The sequence below is a fragment of the Modestobacter sp. VKM Ac-2978 genome, from assembly GCF_026968025.1.
Lineage (GTDB): Bacteria > Actinomycetota > Actinomycetes > Mycobacteriales > Geodermatophilaceae > Modestobacter.
Genome location: NZ_JAPVBP010000002.1, coordinates 722,063 through 739,126, shown reverse-complemented (window position 1 = coordinate 739,126; position 17,064 = coordinate 722,063). Strand labels below are relative to the sequence as shown.

General features: G+C 74.2%; 18 protein-coding genes. 5 read left to right on the top strand and 13 right to left on the bottom strand.

The window, feature by feature from the left end:
• Position 1: 1 nt before the first annotated feature.
• A complete protein-coding gene (locus O2W53_RS07380; protein ID WP_269162342.1) occupies positions 2-361 on the bottom strand; it encodes an ArsR/SmtB family transcription factor in 360 nt (119 codons plus the stop codon).
• A 91-nt stretch (positions 362-452) separates the two neighbouring features.
• On the opposite strand from O2W53_RS07380, the gene O2W53_RS07375 reads away from it, so the two are divergent.
• Together O2W53_RS07375 and O2W53_RS07370 are read left to right on the top strand one after the other, a co-directional pair.
• On the top strand, positions 453-1,862 hold the full coding sequence (locus O2W53_RS07375) for an FAD-dependent oxidoreductase (RefSeq protein ID WP_269162341.1): 1,410 nt from the start codon (positions 453-455) through the stop codon (positions 1,860-1,862).
• Positions 1,862-3,115, top strand: coding sequence for an MFS transporter (locus tag O2W53_RS07370; RefSeq protein WP_269162340.1), 1,254 nt, complete (start codon positions 1,862-1,864; stop codon positions 3,113-3,115). The genes O2W53_RS07375 and O2W53_RS07370 overlap by 1 nt, the downstream gene beginning before the upstream one ends.
• On the opposite strand, the gene O2W53_RS07365 is transcribed toward O2W53_RS07370, so the two are convergent.
• Positions 3,079-4,332 carry an APC family permease gene (locus tag O2W53_RS07365; protein WP_269162339.1) on the bottom strand — a complete coding sequence of 418 codons (1,254 nt, stop codon included), beginning with the start codon at positions 4,330-4,332 and terminating at the stop codon, positions 3,079-3,081. The genes O2W53_RS07370 and O2W53_RS07365 overlap by 37 nt on opposite strands.
• A gap of 161 nt (positions 4,333-4,493) precedes the next feature.
• Here O2W53_RS07365 and O2W53_RS07360 point away from each other — a divergent pair, with 161 nt between their 5' ends.
• Positions 4,494-4,949, top strand: a complete 456-nt coding sequence (locus O2W53_RS07360; RefSeq protein WP_269162338.1) for a hypothetical protein — start codon at positions 4,494-4,496, stop codon at positions 4,947-4,949.
• Positions 4,950-4,981: 32 nt separating this feature from the next.
• Here the strand turns inward: O2W53_RS07360 and O2W53_RS07355 are convergent, their stop codons facing one another.
• The 4 genes from O2W53_RS07355 to arsB are packed head-to-tail and all read right to left on the bottom strand — an operon-like array spanning position 4,982 to position 8,436.
• Positions 4,982-5,407, bottom strand: a complete 426-nt coding sequence (locus tag O2W53_RS07355; protein ID WP_269162337.1) for an arsenate-mycothiol transferase ArsC — start codon at positions 5,405-5,407, stop codon at positions 4,982-4,984.
• On the bottom strand, positions 5,404-5,817 hold the full coding sequence (locus O2W53_RS07350) for an arsenate reductase ArsC (protein ID WP_269162336.1): 414 nt from the start codon (positions 5,815-5,817) through the stop codon (positions 5,404-5,406). Before O2W53_RS07350 ends, O2W53_RS07355 begins: the two co-directional genes overlap by 4 nt.
• A 26-nt stretch (positions 5,818-5,843) precedes the next feature.
• Positions 5,844-7,259 (bottom strand): FAD-dependent oxidoreductase, encoded by a 1,416-nt coding sequence (locus O2W53_RS07345; protein ID WP_269162335.1) that lies wholly within the window; start codon positions 7,257-7,259, stop codon positions 5,844-5,846.
• A gap of 49 nt (positions 7,260-7,308) precedes the next feature.
• Positions 7,309-8,436, bottom strand: coding sequence for an ACR3 family arsenite efflux transporter (arsB, locus tag O2W53_RS07340; RefSeq protein WP_269162334.1), 1,128 nt, complete (start codon positions 8,434-8,436; stop codon positions 7,309-7,311).
• Between the two features lie 117 nt (positions 8,437-8,553).
• On the opposite strand from arsB, the gene O2W53_RS07335 reads away from it, so the two are divergent.
• Positions 8,554-8,943 (top strand): ArsR/SmtB family transcription factor, encoded by a 390-nt coding sequence (locus O2W53_RS07335; protein WP_269162333.1) that lies wholly within the window; start codon positions 8,554-8,556, stop codon positions 8,941-8,943.
• Here the strand turns inward: O2W53_RS07335 and O2W53_RS07330 are convergent.
• From O2W53_RS07330 to O2W53_RS07320, 3 genes are all read right to left on the bottom strand, one after another.
• Complete coding sequence (locus tag O2W53_RS07330) at positions 8,936-9,760, bottom strand: sulfite exporter TauE/SafE family protein (RefSeq protein WP_269162385.1); 825 nt, start codon at positions 9,758-9,760, stop codon at positions 8,936-8,938. The genes O2W53_RS07335 and O2W53_RS07330 overlap by 8 nt on opposite strands.
• A gap of 171 nt (positions 9,761-9,931) precedes the next feature.
• Positions 9,932-10,855, bottom strand: coding sequence for a DMT family transporter (locus O2W53_RS07325; protein ID WP_269162332.1), 924 nt, complete (start codon positions 10,853-10,855; stop codon positions 9,932-9,934).
• 100 nt (positions 10,856-10,955) lie between these two features.
• Positions 10,956-11,606, bottom strand: a complete 651-nt coding sequence (locus tag O2W53_RS07320; RefSeq protein ID WP_269162331.1) for a hypothetical protein — start codon at positions 11,604-11,606, stop codon at positions 10,956-10,958.
• 61 nt (positions 11,607-11,667) lie between these two features.
• Between O2W53_RS07320 and O2W53_RS07315 the strand changes: the two genes are divergently transcribed.
• Positions 11,668-12,063, top strand: a complete 396-nt coding sequence (locus tag O2W53_RS07315; protein WP_269162330.1) for an SRPBCC family protein — start codon at positions 11,668-11,670, stop codon at positions 12,061-12,063.
• Positions 12,064-12,095: 32 nt separating this feature from the next.
• Here O2W53_RS07315 and O2W53_RS07310 read toward each other — a convergent pair whose 3' ends face one another.
• The 4 genes from O2W53_RS07310 to O2W53_RS07295 all read right to left on the bottom strand — a co-directional run bounded on the left by O2W53_RS07310 (position 12,096) and on the right by O2W53_RS07295 (position 16,997).
• A complete protein-coding gene (locus O2W53_RS07310) occupies positions 12,096-12,854 on the bottom strand; it encodes an SDR family NAD(P)-dependent oxidoreductase (RefSeq protein WP_269162329.1) in 759 nt (252 codons plus the stop codon).
• 95 nt (positions 12,855-12,949) lie between these two features.
• The gene (locus O2W53_RS07305) at positions 12,950-13,375 is read right to left on the bottom strand and encodes a glyoxalase superfamily protein (RefSeq protein ID WP_269162384.1); all 426 of its coding nucleotides are present in this window, start codon (positions 13,373-13,375) and stop codon (positions 12,950-12,952) included.
• A 106-nt stretch (positions 13,376-13,481) separates the two neighbouring features.
• Complete coding sequence (locus O2W53_RS07300; RefSeq protein ID WP_269162328.1) at positions 13,482-14,930, bottom strand: uracil-xanthine permease family protein; 1,449 nt, start codon at positions 14,928-14,930, stop codon at positions 13,482-13,484.
• A gap of 153 nt (positions 14,931-15,083) precedes the next feature.
• Complete coding sequence (locus O2W53_RS07295; RefSeq protein ID WP_269162327.1) at positions 15,084-16,997, bottom strand: PucR family transcriptional regulator; 1,914 nt, start codon at positions 16,995-16,997, stop codon at positions 15,084-15,086.
• Positions 16,998-17,064: the final 67 nt, after the last annotated feature.

Here is a 17,064-nt window from a genome sequence, read left to right as displayed (position 1 = left end):
GTCAGGAGCAGCAGGCGTCGGCACCCTCGGGGGTCAGCGCCGCGAGCGTGGCCAGCGCCTTGACCGGCCCGGCGAGGGCCTCGCAGCAGAGCGCGTAGACGTTGCTGCGCCCCTTCGGCGTGCTCGTGACCAGCCCCTGGTCGCGCAGCGGCGCCAGGTGGTGGCTGACCAGGGTCTGGCTCATGCCCGCGGCGTCGGTCAGCTCCCGGACGGTGCGCGGCCCCTCGGCCAGCAGCAGGAGCAGGTGCAGCCGGTTGGGGTCGCCGAGCGCCTTCAGCTGCGGGGCGAGCAGGCGGGCACGATCGGCGGGAGAGGTCAGCTCGTCGACGTCGAGCAGTCGCACGTCCAGGTCCTGGCGCATGCCGGAGAGTTTGCCACACGGCGGTTGTTGTCAACAGTGTTCGCTGTTAACGTCACCCCGCGTTGGTCGACGAGCGAGGAGTGCGGATCGCATGAGCGCGTACACGACGGACGACCTGCCGGTCGTGGTGATCGGTGCCGGCCCGGTCGGGCTGGCCGCCGCGGCCCACCTACTGGAGCGCGGCCTGGAGCCCCTGGTGCTGGAGGCCGGCGACCAGCCCGCGTCCGCGGTGCGGGCCTGGGGGCACGTGCGGCTGTTCTCCCCCTGGGAGTACGACGTCGACGACGCCGCCGTCCGGCTGCTCGAGCAGACCGGCTGGGAGTCCCCCGACCGTGACGCGCTGCCCACCGGCGCCGAGCTCGCCGAGCGGTACCTGGCGCCGCTCGCCGCGACGCCGCAGCTGGCCGGCCGGATCCGCACCGGCACCCGGGTGGTCGCGGTGAGCCGGGCCGGCGTGGACAAGACCCGCTCCGTCGGCCGGGAGGGCCGGGCGTTCGTGGTGCGCACCGTCGTCGACGGCCGGGTGCAGGACCTGACCGCGCGCGCGGTCGTCGACGCCTCCGGCACCTGGGGCCAGCGCAACCCCCTGGGCGCTGCCGGTCTCCCCGCGATCGGTGAGGAGCAGGCCGGTGACTGGCTGGTCGGTCCGCTGCCCGACGTGCTCGGCCGGGACCGGGCCCGGTTCGCCGGGAAGCACACCCTGGTGGTCGGCATGGGGCACTCGGCGGCGAACACCCTGCTGGCGCTGGTCGAGCTGCAGGGCAGCGCGCCCGGCATGCAGATCAGCTGGGCCATCCGGGGCCGCTCCCCCGCCCGGCTCTACGGCGGCGGCGACTCCGACGGGCTGCCCGCCCGCGGGCTGCTCGGCTCGACCCTGAAGGCCGCCGTCCGGGCCGGGCACGTCGAGCTGCACCGCGAGGTCACGCTGACCGAGCTGGCACCGACCGGCGACGGCCGGCTCCGGGTGACCGGGACCGGCCGGGACGGCGCCCCGGTCGACCTGCAGGTCGACGCGGTGGCCGCCGCCACCGGCTTCCGCCCGGACCTGGACGTGCTGCGCGAGGTGCGGCTGGACCTGGACCCGGGCGTGGAGGCGCCGGCCCGGCTGGCCCCGCTGATCGACCCCGACTTCCACTCCTGCGGCACCGTGCCCCCGCACGGGCACCGCGAGCTCGCCCACCCCGACGAGGGCTTCTACCTGGTCGGCATGAAGTCCTACGGCCGCGCCCCCACGTTCCTGCTGGCCACCGGCTACGAGCAGGTGCGCTCGATCGCCGCCGCGCTCGCCGGGGACCTCGAGGCAGCCGGTCGAGTGCAGCTGCGGCTGCCCTCGACCGGGGTGTGCAGCACCGACCTGGGCGCCCGGGAGGCCGCCGAGACCGCGGGCGTCGGCTTCCCCACCGGCAGCGCGCACGGCCGGTCGGCGGAGGAGGCGGAGCCGGCGAGCTGTTGCGGCCCGGCGCCGCAGCCGGTGACCACCGGGGCCTCCGCCCTGGACTGATGAGCGGCTCCGCGGACGTCCAGCGGCGTCCGCCCCGGCACGTGCTGCCGGCGCTGTGTGCAACCGAGGTGGTCAGCTGGGGGGTTCTCTACTACGCCTTCCCGGTCGCGCTGGCCTCGATCACCGCCGACACCGGCTGGTCGGCGTCGGCGACCACGGCGGCGTTCTCCGCGGGGCTGGTGGTCTCTGCGCTGGCCGGGATCCCGGTCGGGCGGTGGCTGGACCGGGCCGGCCCCCGGCGGGTGATGACCACCGGCTCGCTGCTCGCCGTGCCCGCGACAGCGGGGATCGGGCTGGCACCCAGCCTGGCGTGGTTCGTCGTGGCCTGGCTGGTGGCCGGGGTCGCCATGGCCGCGGTCTTCTACCAGGCCGGCTTCGCCGCGCTCACCCGCTGGTACGGGCCGGGCCGGGTGCGGGCGCTGACCACGCTGACGCTGGTGGCGGGGCTCGCGAGCACGGTCTTCGCGCCACTGACCAGCCTGCTGCTGGCGCACCTCAGTTGGCGGGCCACCTACGTCGTCCTGGCCGGGGTGCTGGCCGTGGTGACGGTCCCGCTGCACGCCCTGGCGCTCACACCCCCGTGGACCCCGGCGCCCGAGCGCGGCTCCCCGGACGCCGCGCCGGCGTCGGTGCGCTCGATCGTGTCCAGCTCCGGCTTCCTGCTGCTGTCCGGGGCGCTCACGCTCACCGCCTTCGGCATGTACGCGGCCAGCCTGACGCTGATCCCGCTGCTCACCGGGCGGGGGATGTCGGCGTCCCTGGCGGCCACCACGCTCGGTCTGCTGGGCGCCGGCCAGCTGCTCGGCCGGATCGGCTACGCCCCGCTCACCGCCCGGACCACCCCCGGCACGCGGACGGTCGTCATCCTGGCCGCCTCCGCACTGGCGATCGGCCTGCTGGCCGCGGTCCCGGGGCCGGTCCCGCTGCTCGTCGGGCTGGCCGTGTTCGCGGGGGCGGCGCGCGGCGCCGCCACGCTGCTGCAGGCGACCGTCGTCGCCGACCGGTGGGGCAGCGCCCGGTACGGCGCCCTGTCCGGCTGGTTCGCCGCCCCGATCACCGCAGCCGCTGCGCTCGCCCCGTGGGCGGGCACCGCACTGGCGGAGTCCGTGGGCAGCTACCCGGCGACCTTCGCCGGGCTGGCGGTGCTGGTGGCCGTCGCGGCCGGTGCCGCGGCGTTCAGCGCCCGGCTGGAGCCGGGCGGCGGCCCGTCACGGGGTCACCGGCTCGCCAGCCGCAGCCGGGTGGCCCGGTAGGCGATCCCCACGGCGAAGACCGCGGTGCCGCCGACGACGGCCTGCCACGGCAGGGTCGCCACCAGGACCAGGCAGCCCACCAGGCCGAGGACCTGCAGCGCACGGGGGAACCGCCGATGCGGGCCGTCCTGGGTGAACGCCGCGGCGTTGGCGACGGCGTAGTAGAGCAGCACCCCGAAGGAGGAGAAGCCGATCGCGCCGCGCAGGTCGACGGTCAGCACCAGCAGGCAGACGACGAGCCCGACGGTGACCTCGGCGCGGTGCGGGACGGCGAACCGGGGGTGCACCGCGGCCAGGTACCGCGGCAGGTCGCCCTGCCGGCCCATCGCCAGGCTGGTCCGGCCGACGCCGGCGATCAGCGCGAGCAGTGCGCCGAGCGCGGCGGTGGCCGCGCCGATCCGCACGACCGGGCCGGCCCAGTCCCAGCTCCCGGCGGCCACGGCGGCGGCCAGCGGCTCGGCGGTGGCGGCGACGCCGTCGGCGCCCAGCGTCGTCAACAGGGACACCGCGACCACCAGGTACACCACGACGGTGAGGCCCAGTGCCAGCAGCACCGCGCGCGGGATGGTCCGCGCCGGGTCCCGGACCTCCTCGCCCATGGTCGCGATGCGCGCGTAGCCGGCGAAGGCGAAGAACAGCAGGCCGGCCGACTGCAGCACCCCGAGGACGCCGCCCTCGACCGCCCAGTTCCCCGGCGCCGTCCCGCCCGCCCCGCCGCCGAGCAGCATCGCGGCGACCGCGACGGTCAGTGCAGCCAGGACGACGGTGACGATGACCCGGGTGAGCCCGGCGGTGCGGGTCACGCCGCGGTAGTTCGTCGCGGTGAGCGCCAGCACGGCGGCCACGGCCACCGGGCGCTGCCAGCCGGCCGGCGCGGCGTACGCGGCGAAGGTGAGCGCCATCGCCGCACAGCTGGCCGTCTTGCCGATCACGAAGCCCCAGCCGGCGAGGAAGCCCCACCAGTGCCCGAGCCGCTCGCGCCCGTAGACGTAGGTGCCACCGGAGGCGGGATACTGCGCGGCCAGCTGGGCCGAGGCGGTCGCGTTGCACCACGCGACCACGGCCGCGATCGCCAACCCGATGAGCAGCCCGGCGCCGGCGGCCTGGGCGGCCGGGGCGAACGCGGCGAACACGCCGGCGCCGATCATCGACCCCAGGCCGATGACGACGGCGTCGCCGGTGCCGAGCCGGCGGGACAGGCCTGGTCCGACGGTCACAGCGACTCCTCGTTCCCGGTCTGCAGCTCGGCTCCGGCCCCCGCCCCCAGGTCGAGTCGGGTCCGGCCGCCGACATCGTCCCCCGGCACCCCTGGCGCACCACCGTGATCCGCGCCACGATGACGGCGTCTGCGGGTCACCGACCGAACCGGAGCACGAGCATGCGCCACTGCCTGATCGTCGCCAACCAGACCCTCACCACCGACACGCTCAGTGCCGCCGTGGAACAACGCATCGCCGCCGAACCGCACGAGTTCCACATCGTGGCCCCGGCCACGCCGCTGGACGACCAGCTGGACGGCCCCGGCGCCTACGCGAGCCTGGGCCCCTCGCCTGCCGACCGCGCCTATGCCGTGGCCGCCCAGCGCCTGGAGCAGGCGCTCGAACACCTCCGGACGCTGGGTGCCACGGTCGACGGCGAGGTCGGTGACCCGGACGTGCTGGAGGCGGTCCGCGGGGCCCTCCAGCACGTCGCGGCCGACGAGATCGTCGTCTCCACCCTGCCGCACGGGCTGTCGAAGTGGTTGCGCCGCGACCTCCCGGCCCGGCTGCGCAAGGCCACGGACGTCCCGGTCACCCAGCTCACGGCCGACCAGGACGCCGACGCCCGCACCTGACCGGAGGCCGCACCCGCGGTCGCGCCCCGGGCTCACCGCGGGCGCGGGTCGACGCCGAGCTCGGCGGCCAGCGACCGCACCTGCCGGGCGATGTCGTCCCGGACCAGCCGCATCCGGTCCATGCCCTCGACGCCGCGCGCGGAGGGCTCGTCGACGTCCCAGGTGAGGAGACGGGTGCCGGGCACCGGCTCGACCCGGGCCTCCCGGCCGAGGGTCACCACGACGTCGGCGTCCCGCACCAGCCGCTCGGAGACCGGCTTCGGGCGCTCGCCGCTGATGTCGATGCCCAGCTCGGCCAGGGACCGGACCGACTGCTCGTTCAGCGCGTCGCCGGGCGCCGTCCCGGCGGAGGCCACCTCGACGGCGTCCCCGGCGAGGTCCGCCATCAGCGCCGCGGCCAGCTGCGACTTCCCGGAGTTCCGCGCGCAGACGAACAGCACGCTCGGCCGGCCGGTCACGGGGTGACGGGCACCTGGAGCTCGGTGAGCAGCCCGCGGATGCGCGTCTCGATCTCGTCCCGGATCGGGCGCACGGAGTCCACGCCCTTGCCGGCCGGGTCCTCCAGCGCCCAGTCGAGGTACCGCTTGCCCGGGAACACCGGGCAGGCGTCCCCGCAGCCCATGGTGATGACGACGTCGGAGGCCTCGACGGCGTCGGTGGTGAGCACCTTGGGCCGCTGGTCGGAGATGTCGATGCCGACCTCGGCCATGGCCGCGACCGCGGACGGGTTCACCTGGTCGCCGGGCACCGAACCGGCCGAACGCACCTCGACGGCGCCGCCGGCCAGGTGCCGCAGCCAGCCGGCGGCCATCTGGGAACGGCCGGCGTTGTGCACGCAGACGAACAGGACGCTGGGGCGGTCGTTCACGGGGGTCTCCTCGTTCATGGGGCGGGTCACGCCAGGGCCGCGGATCGTGCGGCGCGGGCGGGGGGTCGGTGTTCCCTGGTCCACGCCTGGCCGGCCAGCTGGACCGCGTCCCAGGGTGAGCCCAGGGGCGGGGTGTACGCCAGGTCCAGGTCCGCCAGGTCCTCGACCGCCATGCCGTGGAACAGGGCGGTGGCCACGACGTCGGCGCGCCTGGCCACCTCGCTGCCCAGTCGGCCGACGAGCTGGGCACCGAGCAGCCGGCCCGTGTCGGCGTCGGCGGTGACCCGGATCGTGATGGGCCGGGCCCCCGGGTAGTAGGCCTTGTGGTCATCGGGGGTGGCCTGGGTGGTGACCGGGCGGAAGCCGGCGGCCCGCGCCTCGTGCTCGAGCAGGCCGGTACGGGCGACGACCAGGTCGAAGACCTTGACCACCTGGGTGCCGACACTGCCGGCGAAGCGGGCATGCCCGCCGACGGCGTTGGCACCGGCGACCCGGCCCTGCTTGTGCGCCGTGGTGCCCAGCGGCAGGTAGGTCACGTCCAGCAGCCGGTGGTGGGTGACCACGCAGTCCCCTGCCGCCCACACGTGCGGCAGCCCGGTGGCCATCGTCTCGTCCACCACCACTGCGCCGCCGGCACCGGTGCTGGCGCCCGCGTCGACCAGCAGCTGCACGTCGGGGCGGACCCCGGCGACCAGGACCACCAGGTCGAACGCACGCTCCAGGCGGCCGCCCGCGGCGGAGACCGCGATCCGAGCGTCGTCGGTACGGGCCAGCCCGGTGACGCTGGTGCCGGTGAGCACCTCGACCCCGTGGCCCTCCATCTCCGCGCGGACGAGGGCGCCCAGCTCGGCGTCCACGGTCGCCAGCACCTCGCTCGGGCGCTGGGCGACGGTGGTGGCGATGCCGCGGGCGACCAGCGCCTCGGACATCTCCACGCCGATGTAGCCGGCGCCCACGATCAGCGCGTTGCGCACCGTGCGCGCCTCGAGGCCTGCCATCAGGGCGTGCGTGTCGTCGATGGTGTGCAGCAGGTGCACGCCATCGGCCGCTGACAGGCCGTCCGGACCCCCGACCCCGGTCATGGCCGGGACCGCCGGGTGGGCGCCGGTCCCCACGACCAACCCGTCGTAGGCCAGCGTGTCCGTCGCCCCGTCCGCGGTGGTCACCGCGACGCGCTGCCCCACCACGTCGATCCCGGTCGCCCGGGTCTCGACCCGGAGGGTCAGCCCGGCGTCCTCCAGCTCGGCGTACGTGCGGTGCGCCAGCGACTGCCAGGCCGGCACGTCGCCGGACACGTGGTAGGGGATCCCGCAGATGGAGAAGTTGGGGTAGGCGTCGGCCACCACCACGGTGACCTCGGCGGTCGGGTCGACCTCCCGGGCACGCAGGCCGGCGGAGATGCCTGCGTCGCTGCCGCCGATGACCACCAGGCGGCGGCTCACGCGCCGAGCTCGGCCAGCAGTCCGACCATGGTGGGTTCCGCGCTGGTCATCAGCGGACTCCCTCGGGTGCGGTGGCGGGGACGGTGGGGTCGCCCGGGAACCAGCGGCGGGCGGCCCAGAGCGAGACGTAGACCAGCGCGACCAGCACCGGCACCTCGATCAGCGGGCCGACGACCCCGGCCAGCGCCTGCCCGGAGGTGACGCCGAAGGTGCCGATCGCCACCGCGATCGCGAGCTCGAAGTTGTTGCCGGCGGCGGTGAAGGCCAGCGTGGCGGTCTTGGCGTAGCCCAGCCGCAGCCGCATGCCGAGCAGGAACGACCCGCCGAACATGAGGAAGAAGTACGCCAGCAGCGGCAGCGCGATGCGGACGACGTCCCACGGGTTCGAGGTGATCGCATCGCCCTGGAGGGCGAAGAGCATGACGATGGTGAACAGCAGGCCGTAGAGGGCGACCGGGCCGATCTTCGGCAGGAAGCTCCCCTCGTACCAGTCCCGGCCCTTGGCGCGCTCGCCGATCGTGCGGGTCAGGAAGCCGGCGACCAGCGGGATGCCGAGGAAGACCAGCACCGAGACGACGATCGCCCAGAAGCTGAAGTCCGCCGACGTCGTCGACAGGCCCAGCCAGCCGGGCAGCACCTGCAGGTAGAACCAGCCGAGGACGGCGAAGGCGAGGATCTGGAAGACCGAGTTGATCGCCACCAGCACCGCCCCGGCCTCCCGGTCACCGCAGGACAGGTCGTTCCAGATCAGCACCATGGCGATGCACCGGGCCAGGCCGACGATGATCAGCCCGGTGCGGTACTCCGGCAGGTCCGGGAGCAGCAGCCAGGCCAGCGCGAACATCAGCGCCGGCCCGACCAGCCAGTTGAGCACCAGCGAGGCGACGAGCAGCGTGCGGTCGCCGGTGACCCGGTCCAGCTCGGAGTACCGGACCTTGGCCAGCACCGGGTACATCATCAGCAGCAACCCGATGGCGATCGGCAGGCTCACCTCACCGACCCGGACGGCGTCCAGCGCGTCGTCCAGCCCGGGGACGAACCGGCCGAGCAGCAGGCCGAGGACCATCGCGGCGACGATCCACACCGGCAGGAAGCGGTCCAGGGTGGACAACCGGGCCAGCACCGGGGTCTCGAGGTCGGTGCCGGAGCGGGGGGTCTCCGCGGCGAGATCGCTCATGGGGTGGGCTGCTCCTCTGCCCCCCGGCGAGGGAGGCTGTGCATCGACGTCGGTCTATCTGTCCCAGAGGATGCCGGGGGTATCGACAGCCGTCAATGCCCGGCCGATACTGGCCGGGTGAACAGCAGCCGAACGGCGGGGCTGGACCTCGAGCTGGTCGACGTGGGTGCGCCCGGATGCTCCCCGGCCGAGCTCGCCGGCGCGATGAGCGCCGAGCAGGCCGCCGACCTGGCCCGCACCCTCAAGGCGCTGGCGGACCCGGCGCGGCTCCGGGTGCTCGCCCTGGTGGCCGGCAACGAGGGCCGCGAGGTCTGCGTCTGCGACCTCACCGAACCGCTGGGCCTGTCCCAGCCGACCGTGTCCCACCACCTCAAGGTGCTGGTGGACGCCGGCTTCCTCGCCCGCGACAAGCGCGGGGTCTGGGCCTACTTCTCCCTGGTGCCCGGGGCGCTGGACGCGGTGGTGACCGCGCTGCCCGGCGTCCGTGGACGCAGCGGTCTCACCTGAGGAGAGGCCGCAGGTTCTCCGTCCAGACGTCCCAGCCGACCCGGCCGATCAACGCAGTGACGACGACCAGGAAGACGACCCGGATGAAGCGGCTGCCCCGGGCGGTCGCCGTCCGCGCACCCAGGTACGCCCCGAACGTGTTGGCCGCACCGAGGAGGAGACCCAGACCCCAGAAGACGGCGCCGTAGGGGGCGAAGAAGAGCAGGGCCCCCAGGTTGGTGGCGACGTTGACGATCTTGGCCTTGGCGCTGGCATGGAGGAAGTCGTACCCCAGCAGCGAGACCATGGCGAACACGAGGAACGACCCGGTGCCCGGACCGAGGATGCCGTCGTAGAAGCCGATCCCGGCGCCCGTCGCCGCGGCGACGCCGTGGTGGCGACGCCCGCTGTGGCGCAACGCGGTCACCTCCCCGAGGGAGGGACGCAGCACGGTGAACGCCGCGATCGCGATGAGCGCGACCACGATGACCGGTTTGAACACGCTGGCCGGCAGCGCTGCGGCCACCGAGGCCCCCGCGAAGCTGCACACCAGAGCGACCCCCGCCATCGGGAGGGCGGTCCGCAGGTCGGGGTGCACGCGGCGGTAGTAGGTGACGGCGCTCGTCGTGGTGCCGAAGATGGAGGCCAGTTTGTTGGTCGCGAGGGCCTGGACCGGGCTCATCCCCGGGACCAGCAACAACGCGGGCAGCTGCAGGAGGCCGCCGCCACCGACGACGGCGTCGATCCACCCGGCTGCCAGTGCGGCGACCAGCACGAGCGCGAGCACCTCGGGGGTCAGCCCCTCGGGGAGCAGTTCACCCGGGAACACGTGCGTCATCCCGGCCACGGACTCCTCTCCTCGGCCCGGTCGTCTCCCCGTCGACGGAACGGGACGGCACGGCCGCTCACCGAGAGTCTGCGTCCCGCCCACCGTTGGTCCGTGCGACGACGCGTGAGAGCTCGGCAACTCCCCGCCGCCGACCGCGGCTCACCCGCCGCGGGGAGCCGTTCAGACCGTCGAGGTCCCGGCCTCCTGCGGCACCGGCACCGGCCGGCGCACCCGGGTGCGCCGGCGGGAGAGGGCCACGCCCAGCAGGCAGACGCCGCCCCCGACGACGGCCAGCGCCGGCGGCACCTCGTCCAGCAGCCCCCAGCCCAGCAGCACGACGATCGGCGGCACCAGGTAGGTGGTCGCTCCCAGCCGGCCGGCGTCCATCCGGCGCAGCGCGTAGGCCCAGGTGCTGAAGGCCAGTGCGGTCGGCACCGCGCCGAGGTAGACGGTGCCGGCGATCGAGGACGCGGGCGCGGTGCCCAGCTCGTCGACGAGCACCCCGGCCCAGGGCAGGGTGCAGACCGCCCCCATGGCGCAGGCGGTGAAGGTCACCTGCAGGGCGGGCAGCCGGCGCAGCAACGGCTTCTGCGCCACGACGCCGGCGGCGTAGGTGACCGCCGCGACCACGCACAGCGCGACGCCCAGCAGGTCGGCACCGGCGCTGCGGGTGGCGAAGCCGATCAGCAGCACCCCGCAGAAGGCCACGCCCAGGCCGATGACCAGCCAGCGCGGGAAGCCCTCGCCCAGCAGCAGGCCGGCGAAGACGGCGATCAGCACCGGGCCGATGTTGACCAGCATCGCCGTGGTGCCGGCGTCCAGGTGCTGCTCGGCGGCGTTGAGCGCCACGTTGTAGATGCCGAACCAGCCGATCCCGCAGACGGCGAGCAGCCGCCACTCCCCCGCGGTCGGCGCCACCCAGCCGCGCCGGGCGAGCAGCGCACCGAGGACGGCGGTGCCGACGGCCAGCCGGCCGAGCGCCAGGGCCCCCGGTGAGAGGTCCTCGCCCACCGCCCGGATGCCGATGAACGCCGACGCCCAGGCCAGGACGGTGACGCTGACGGCGAGGAGGGTGAGCGGGTCGCGCGGAGCGGGGCTGGACACGCACCGGACGCTAGGCGGCGCCGACGACGGGATCCGGCGGTTTCCGGTCGTCGCACCCGCATTGGCCGTCCCGTCCCGGACGATGGCCGGATCGATGCGGTCAGACCCGGGACCCGGGGTCGGGGTGGTCGGCGAGGAACCGCTCCGCCCGCCGGGCCTGCCGCCACAGCAGGCCGGCCACGGCGAGCAGCACCACCGTCGCCAGCGCCGTGAAGGCCACGGTCCACTGTGTCGGTTCACCGATCGCGCGCCCCAGTTGCTGCACGAGGACGCCGACGAGCAGCAGGAGCTGGTCGCGCTGCAGCACCAGCCGTCGGGCCTGGGCCCTGGCCAGCGGCAGCCGCGCCGGGTCGACCGCCGACCGCCCGTGGACTTGGGCGAGCAGGCTGCGTCGCTGTGCCCAGCTGAGCACCGCGGTCGGCTGCCACCACGCGGCCTGGAACAGCCCGGTCAGCCACGCGACGAACCCGTAGCCGACCATCACCGCCAGGCCGGCGCCCTGGACGACGAGGCCGGCCGCCTCCCAGCCACCGGACGGTCCGGGGTCGGGCACCAGTGCGTCCGTGGACAGCACCGCCACGAGCAGCGCGCCGGCCAGCGCCAGCACCGTGAGGGCCAGCACCCACGACCAGGTGAGCAGCCGTGGGCGTGCTCTGGTGCCCGGCGCCCGTCCGGCCCTGGCCAGCGCCTGGGCCCAGCGGGGATCGTCGTCCGTCTCCGCAGGTCCGGTGCGCGCCGAGGTGGGGTCCACGGTGGGCAGGGTGTCGCAGGGGACCCCGCCGACGCCAGCCCGTGGCTGGCACGATGCCGGCATGAGCGAGTCCCGGCACCTCACCGTCTCCATCGACCGGCCCGCCGCCGACGTCTACGCCTGGGTCCGCGACCCGGCCCACCTGCCGCTGTGGGCCGCCGGCCTGGCCAGCGGCATCCGGCGGGAACGGGGCGAGTGGGTGGCGGACTCCCCGATGGGCCGCGTGCTCGTGCGGTTCGTGCCGGTCAACGAGTACGGGGTGCTCGACCACGACGTCGTCCTGCCCGACGGCACGACCACCACCAACCCGGTGCGGGTGCTCGCCGACGGCGCCGGCAGCGAGGTGGTCTTCACCCTCCGCCAAGCGGCGGGCGCCACGGCGGAGGAGTTCGACGCCGACACCGCGGCGGTGGCCGCCGACCTCGAGACCCTGAAGCGGGTGCTCGAGGCCGGCTGACCCCGACTGCTGGTCGGCCTGCGCTGCGAGTCTCAGCGCTCCTGGTCGGTGGGGCGCACCAGCACCTCGTTGACCGCCACGTGGGCCGGCTGGCTGACCACGTAGAGCACCGCCCGGGCGATGTCCTCGGCCTGCAGCCGGGTCATCCCCGCCGCCATCTCCTGCGACGCCCGCTTGGCGTCGGGCTGGGTGATGTGGTCGGTCAGCTCGGTGGCCACCGCACCCGGCTCGACCAGGCTGATCCGCACGCCGCGGCCGGTGACCTCCTGGCGCAGCGACTCGCTGAAGGCGTTCACCGCCCACTTGCTGGCGTTGTAGACCCCGGCGCCCTTGCGGGCGGTCCGGCCGGCGACGCTGGACATGTTCACGACGTCGCCCGACCCCTGCTCGACCATGCCCTCGATCGCGGCGTGGGTCATGTACAGCACGCCCAGCACGTTGGTGTCGATCATGCGGCGCCAGTCCTCCGGATCGGCGCCGACGATGGTGCCCAGCAGCATCACCCCGGCGTTGTTGACCAGGACGTCGAGCCCGCCGAGCTCCTCGCGGGTGCGGGTGACCGCCGCGGTGCAGGCCTGCTCGTCGGTGACGTCGAGGTCCAGCTGCAGCACCCGGGCACCGTCGTTCCGCAGCTTCGTGGCCAGCGCGTCGAGCCGGTCCTTGCGCCGGGCGCCGATGGCGACCGCCGCCCCCGCCTCGGCCAGCGCGATCGCGGTGGCCTCCCCGATCCCCGACGACGCCCCGGTGACCAGGGCGACCTTCCCCTGCAGCGGCCGGCTGTTCTCGGTCATGCGTCCCTCTCTCCCGGGCCGACCGGTGCGGCCCCGGAGCCCCAGTGCCCCGGGACGGGGTGCCTCACGCCCTCACGCCTCCCCGGAACGGATGCTCAGCCGAGGCCTGGTGGCTGGTGCACCGACCAGCCGTTGCCGTCCGGGTCGGAGAAGAAGCAGAAGCTCCCCCAGGGGTGCTCCTCGACGTCGGTGACCGCGACACCGCTGGCGCGCAGGGTGGCGTGTGCCGCGTGGACGTCGTCGACGTCGAGCTGCACGCCGCGCAACGAGCCAGGTTCGGCGTCGACGTAGCCGGCGGTCAGGGCGATCGAGCAGGCCGAGCCCGGTGGCACGAGCTCCACGAACCGGTGGGCCGCGTCGACCTCGATGTCCTGCTCGACCCGGAAGCCGATCTGGTCGACGTAGAACGCCTTCGCCCGGTCCACGTCCGTGACGGGGACCGTGACGAGCTGGAGTCGGAAGTCCACGTGGCCTCCTGGCTGGCCGTGCTGATCACGCGTCCGGCTGGTGTCGGCGGCCATCATCACGTGCCCCGGCAGGATCCGTACAGGCACGCCGTCGCGGCACGGTCCCGGACGTGCCACCGGCCCGGCTCCTCGCGAGGAGCCGGGCCGGTGGACGGACGGGTCAGCGGGTCCGGTTGACCCGGTCGACGTCGGAGGGGTCGGGCCCACCCGGGTCGGTGTTGTGACTGCCGGCGGCCCCCAGCGCCGGACCGGTGCCGGCGGCGAAGCCACCCTCCTGGTACAGCGCCGCCTTCATCTCCGCCGGGGCCAGCATCCGGGCGACATGCCAACCGACGACGGCGACGATCGTGCCGAGCGCGATGCCACCCAGGGAGAAGTCGTCGGTGAAGGACAGGTCGACGTTGCCGATCCCGATGATGATCCCGGCGGCCAGCGGCACCAGGTTGATCGGGTTGGCGAAGTCGACCCGGTTCTCCTTCCAGATCTTGGCGCCGAGCAGGCCGATCATCCCGTAGAGGACGACGGTGATCCCGCCGAGCACCGCACCGGGGGTGGCGTTGACGATCGCGCCGAACTTGGGCACCAGCCCCAACAGGATCGCCACCAGGGCGGCGACGTAGTAGGCCGCGGTCGAGTAGACCCGGGTCGCGGCCATGACGCCGATGTTCTCGGCGTACGTGGTCGTCGGCGACCCACCGACCGAGGTGGCCACCACGGTGCCGATGCCGTCGGCGAACACGGCCCGGCCGAGCACCGGGTCGAGGTCGCGCTTGGTCATCTCACCGACCGCCTTGACGTGCCCGGCGTTCTCCGCGACCAGGGCGATCACCGCGGGCAGCACCAGCAACGTGAAGTTGAGCGAGAACGACGGCCCGGTGAACGTGGGCAACCCGAACCAGTCGGCCGCACCGACGCCGTCCAGGTTGACCCGGTCGTGGGTGGTGACCTCACCGACCCCGGCGTCGAACGAGGTGATCTGACCGGTGGTGGCGTCCAGCAGCAGCGAGAGCAGGTAGCCGAACACCAGGCCCAGCAGGATGGAGATGCGGGCCCAGAAGCCGCGCAGCGCCAGCGAGGCGACGATGACGAAGGCCATGGTGGCCACCGCGACCCACTGGTCCTGCGGCCAGTACGTCTGCGCGGCGACCGGGGCCAGGTTGAAGCCGATCAGCAGCACGACGGCGCCGGTGACTGCCGGGGGCAGCACCTTGTTGACCATCCGCGGGCCGGCTGCCTGGATGAGCAGGCCGACGAGCGCGAGCACGATGCCGGCGACCAGGATCGCACCGACGACGTCGCTGCTGTCCCCGCCCTGTGCCCGGACGGCGGTCACGCCGCCGACGAAGGCGGCGCTGGTGCCCAGGTAGGAGGGCACCTTCCCCTGCACGATGAGCAGGAAGATGATCGTCGCGATCCCGCTCATCATGATCGCCAGGTTGGCGTCCAACCCCATGATCAGCGGGAAGACGAAGGTCGCCCCGAACATGGCGACGACGTGCTGCGCGCCGATGCCGACCGTCAGCGGCCACGACAGTCGTTCGTCGGGGGCCACCGCCTCACCCAGCGGCGGGGTCTTCCCGTCCCCGTAGAGCTTCCAGCCGAGCGCCATCAGTCCTCCTCGCAGCTCCGCCGAGCAAGTAGCTCAGCGCTGAGGTACCGGACAGTGGCAGAAGTCTGCGGATCACACCAGGGGGTCGTGGACACGTTCCCATCACGGAGCACCGGGTGAACACGGCCGTAACACTCCGGACGCGCGACCGCCTCAGACCAGGGACTCGAGCCCGTCGTCCAGGACCGCGGCGACCACGCTCTCCACCGGCGGCCGGTGCGGCTGGTCCAGTCCGCGGATGCGCGAGGCGTGCAGCGCGAGCAGCAGGTTCAGCCGCAGCGTGGGGTCGCTGGTGAAGGGGCCGAGAAGCCGCTCCAGCTTGCCGATCCGGTAGCGCATCGTGTTGTAGTGGAAGTGCAGCCGGCGGGCGGACTCCGCGACGTTGAGGTTGGTCTCCAGCAGCACCCGCAGCGTCTCCCGCAGGTCGACCGAGTCCGGGTCGGAGGAGTCGGCCAGCGTGCCGAGCACCTCGTCGACGTAGGAGCGCAGCTCGTTGCTGTCCGGGATCAGCGACAACAGCCGGAAGACGCCGAGCTGGTCGAAGTGCGTGACCGCGTGGCCGCCGTGGATCTCCTGACCGACCACCAGGGCCCGCTGCGACTGCTGGTAGGCCTCCCCCAGTGCCGACAGCGACTCGGCGGGGCGGCCGATCCCGGTGCCCAGCAGCCGGCCCACCCGGCGCAGCCGGGCGTTGACCCGGGCGGTCACCGAGGCGACCAGGCTGGAGAGCTCCTCGGGGGTGCGCCCGTCCAGCGGCAGCACGGTGACGATCTCCGTGGCTAGCCCGGCGACCGCCGCACCGGCGACCTCGCTGTCCACCGCCGCCCGCCAGCCGTCGGCCAGCCGGTCCAGCACGTCCAGTGCCCGGGTCGGGTCGGCCCCGGCGTCGGCCACCGTCTCCGTGGCGGTCACCAGGACGACGACCGGGCCGTCGAGCCGCCAGCCGAAGGAACGGGCGTAGGCCAGCGCCCGCTCGGTGTGCGCGAACGTCCCGCCGACCAGCCGGCGCACCATGTCGCCCTGGAACCGCAGCTCCACCGAGTGGACCGCCTGCGAACGGATCTCCGACAGCGCGGCGATGACGGCGGCCTGCTCGAGCACCGCGCCGGCGCCCAGCAGCATCGGGCCGTGCCGGTTCACCGCGACCAGCCAGCCGTGCCGCTGGTCACCGGCCATGATCGGCGCGACCGCGTACTCCCCCAGCCCGCCGGGCAGCTCGTGGTGCCCCGGCACCAGCAGGATGCCGTCGGCCGGTGAGAGGTCGGCGTCGGCGAGCACGTCGGCCGGGGTGACCACGCCCTGGTCGGCGCGGTTGCCCGACAGCCGGCGGGAGGGGGTGAGGTCGGCGAACGCGTCGTCGGCCGCGGCGTCGAGCAGCCACAGCCAGTCGCGGATCTCGGCGACCTCCTCCGCCGGGCCGGCATGGGTGGCCACCTCGCGGTCGGGGCCCAGGCCGAGCACGGCAGCCCCGGCGAGGAAGGTCGACACCTGCGTGGTGACCTCCGACAGTCCACCGCCGGACAGCGCCACGTCGATGAACTGGTTGTGCATCCGGTTGGCGAGGCTGAGGGCCTGGGTCTGCTTGTCGATGATGGCGCCGAGCACCTCGGCGACCACCTCGTCCAGCCGCGCGCGCGCGGGCAGCGCGAGCACCGGGAAGCCCCGGCGGTCGGCCTCGGCCAGCAGCTCGGCGGGGACGTCGCCGGCCGGGTTGCCCGAGCCGGCCTCCGAGCGGTACGCGAGCGCGCCACTGCCGGCCCGGTGCAGCCGCTCGATCAGCGCACGGCTCTGTGCCGGGTCGCCGCTGGGCAGCCGGGCGCCCAGCACGACCAGCAGGTCGGGGCCAGCACCGGCGAGCGGGTCGGCCGGGCCGTCGACGGCCACGTGCCGGACGATCCGGCGGGTGCCGGTGGCCCCGCCGACGACGAGCGTGCCGGCCAGCCCCGGCAGCTGCAGGAGCTGGTCGACGGTCAGGCCCATGCTGTCCTGGAGCGCGGTCCGATCCGACGGCGGGAGCTGGGAGAGCACCGGCTCGGAGGACGCCGGGATGGCACTGAAGGTAGCCATCCGGTCGCTGGGTGCAGCGTATGTCACAGATGCATCACGTTCAGTCACTGTACGTACCCCCAAAACA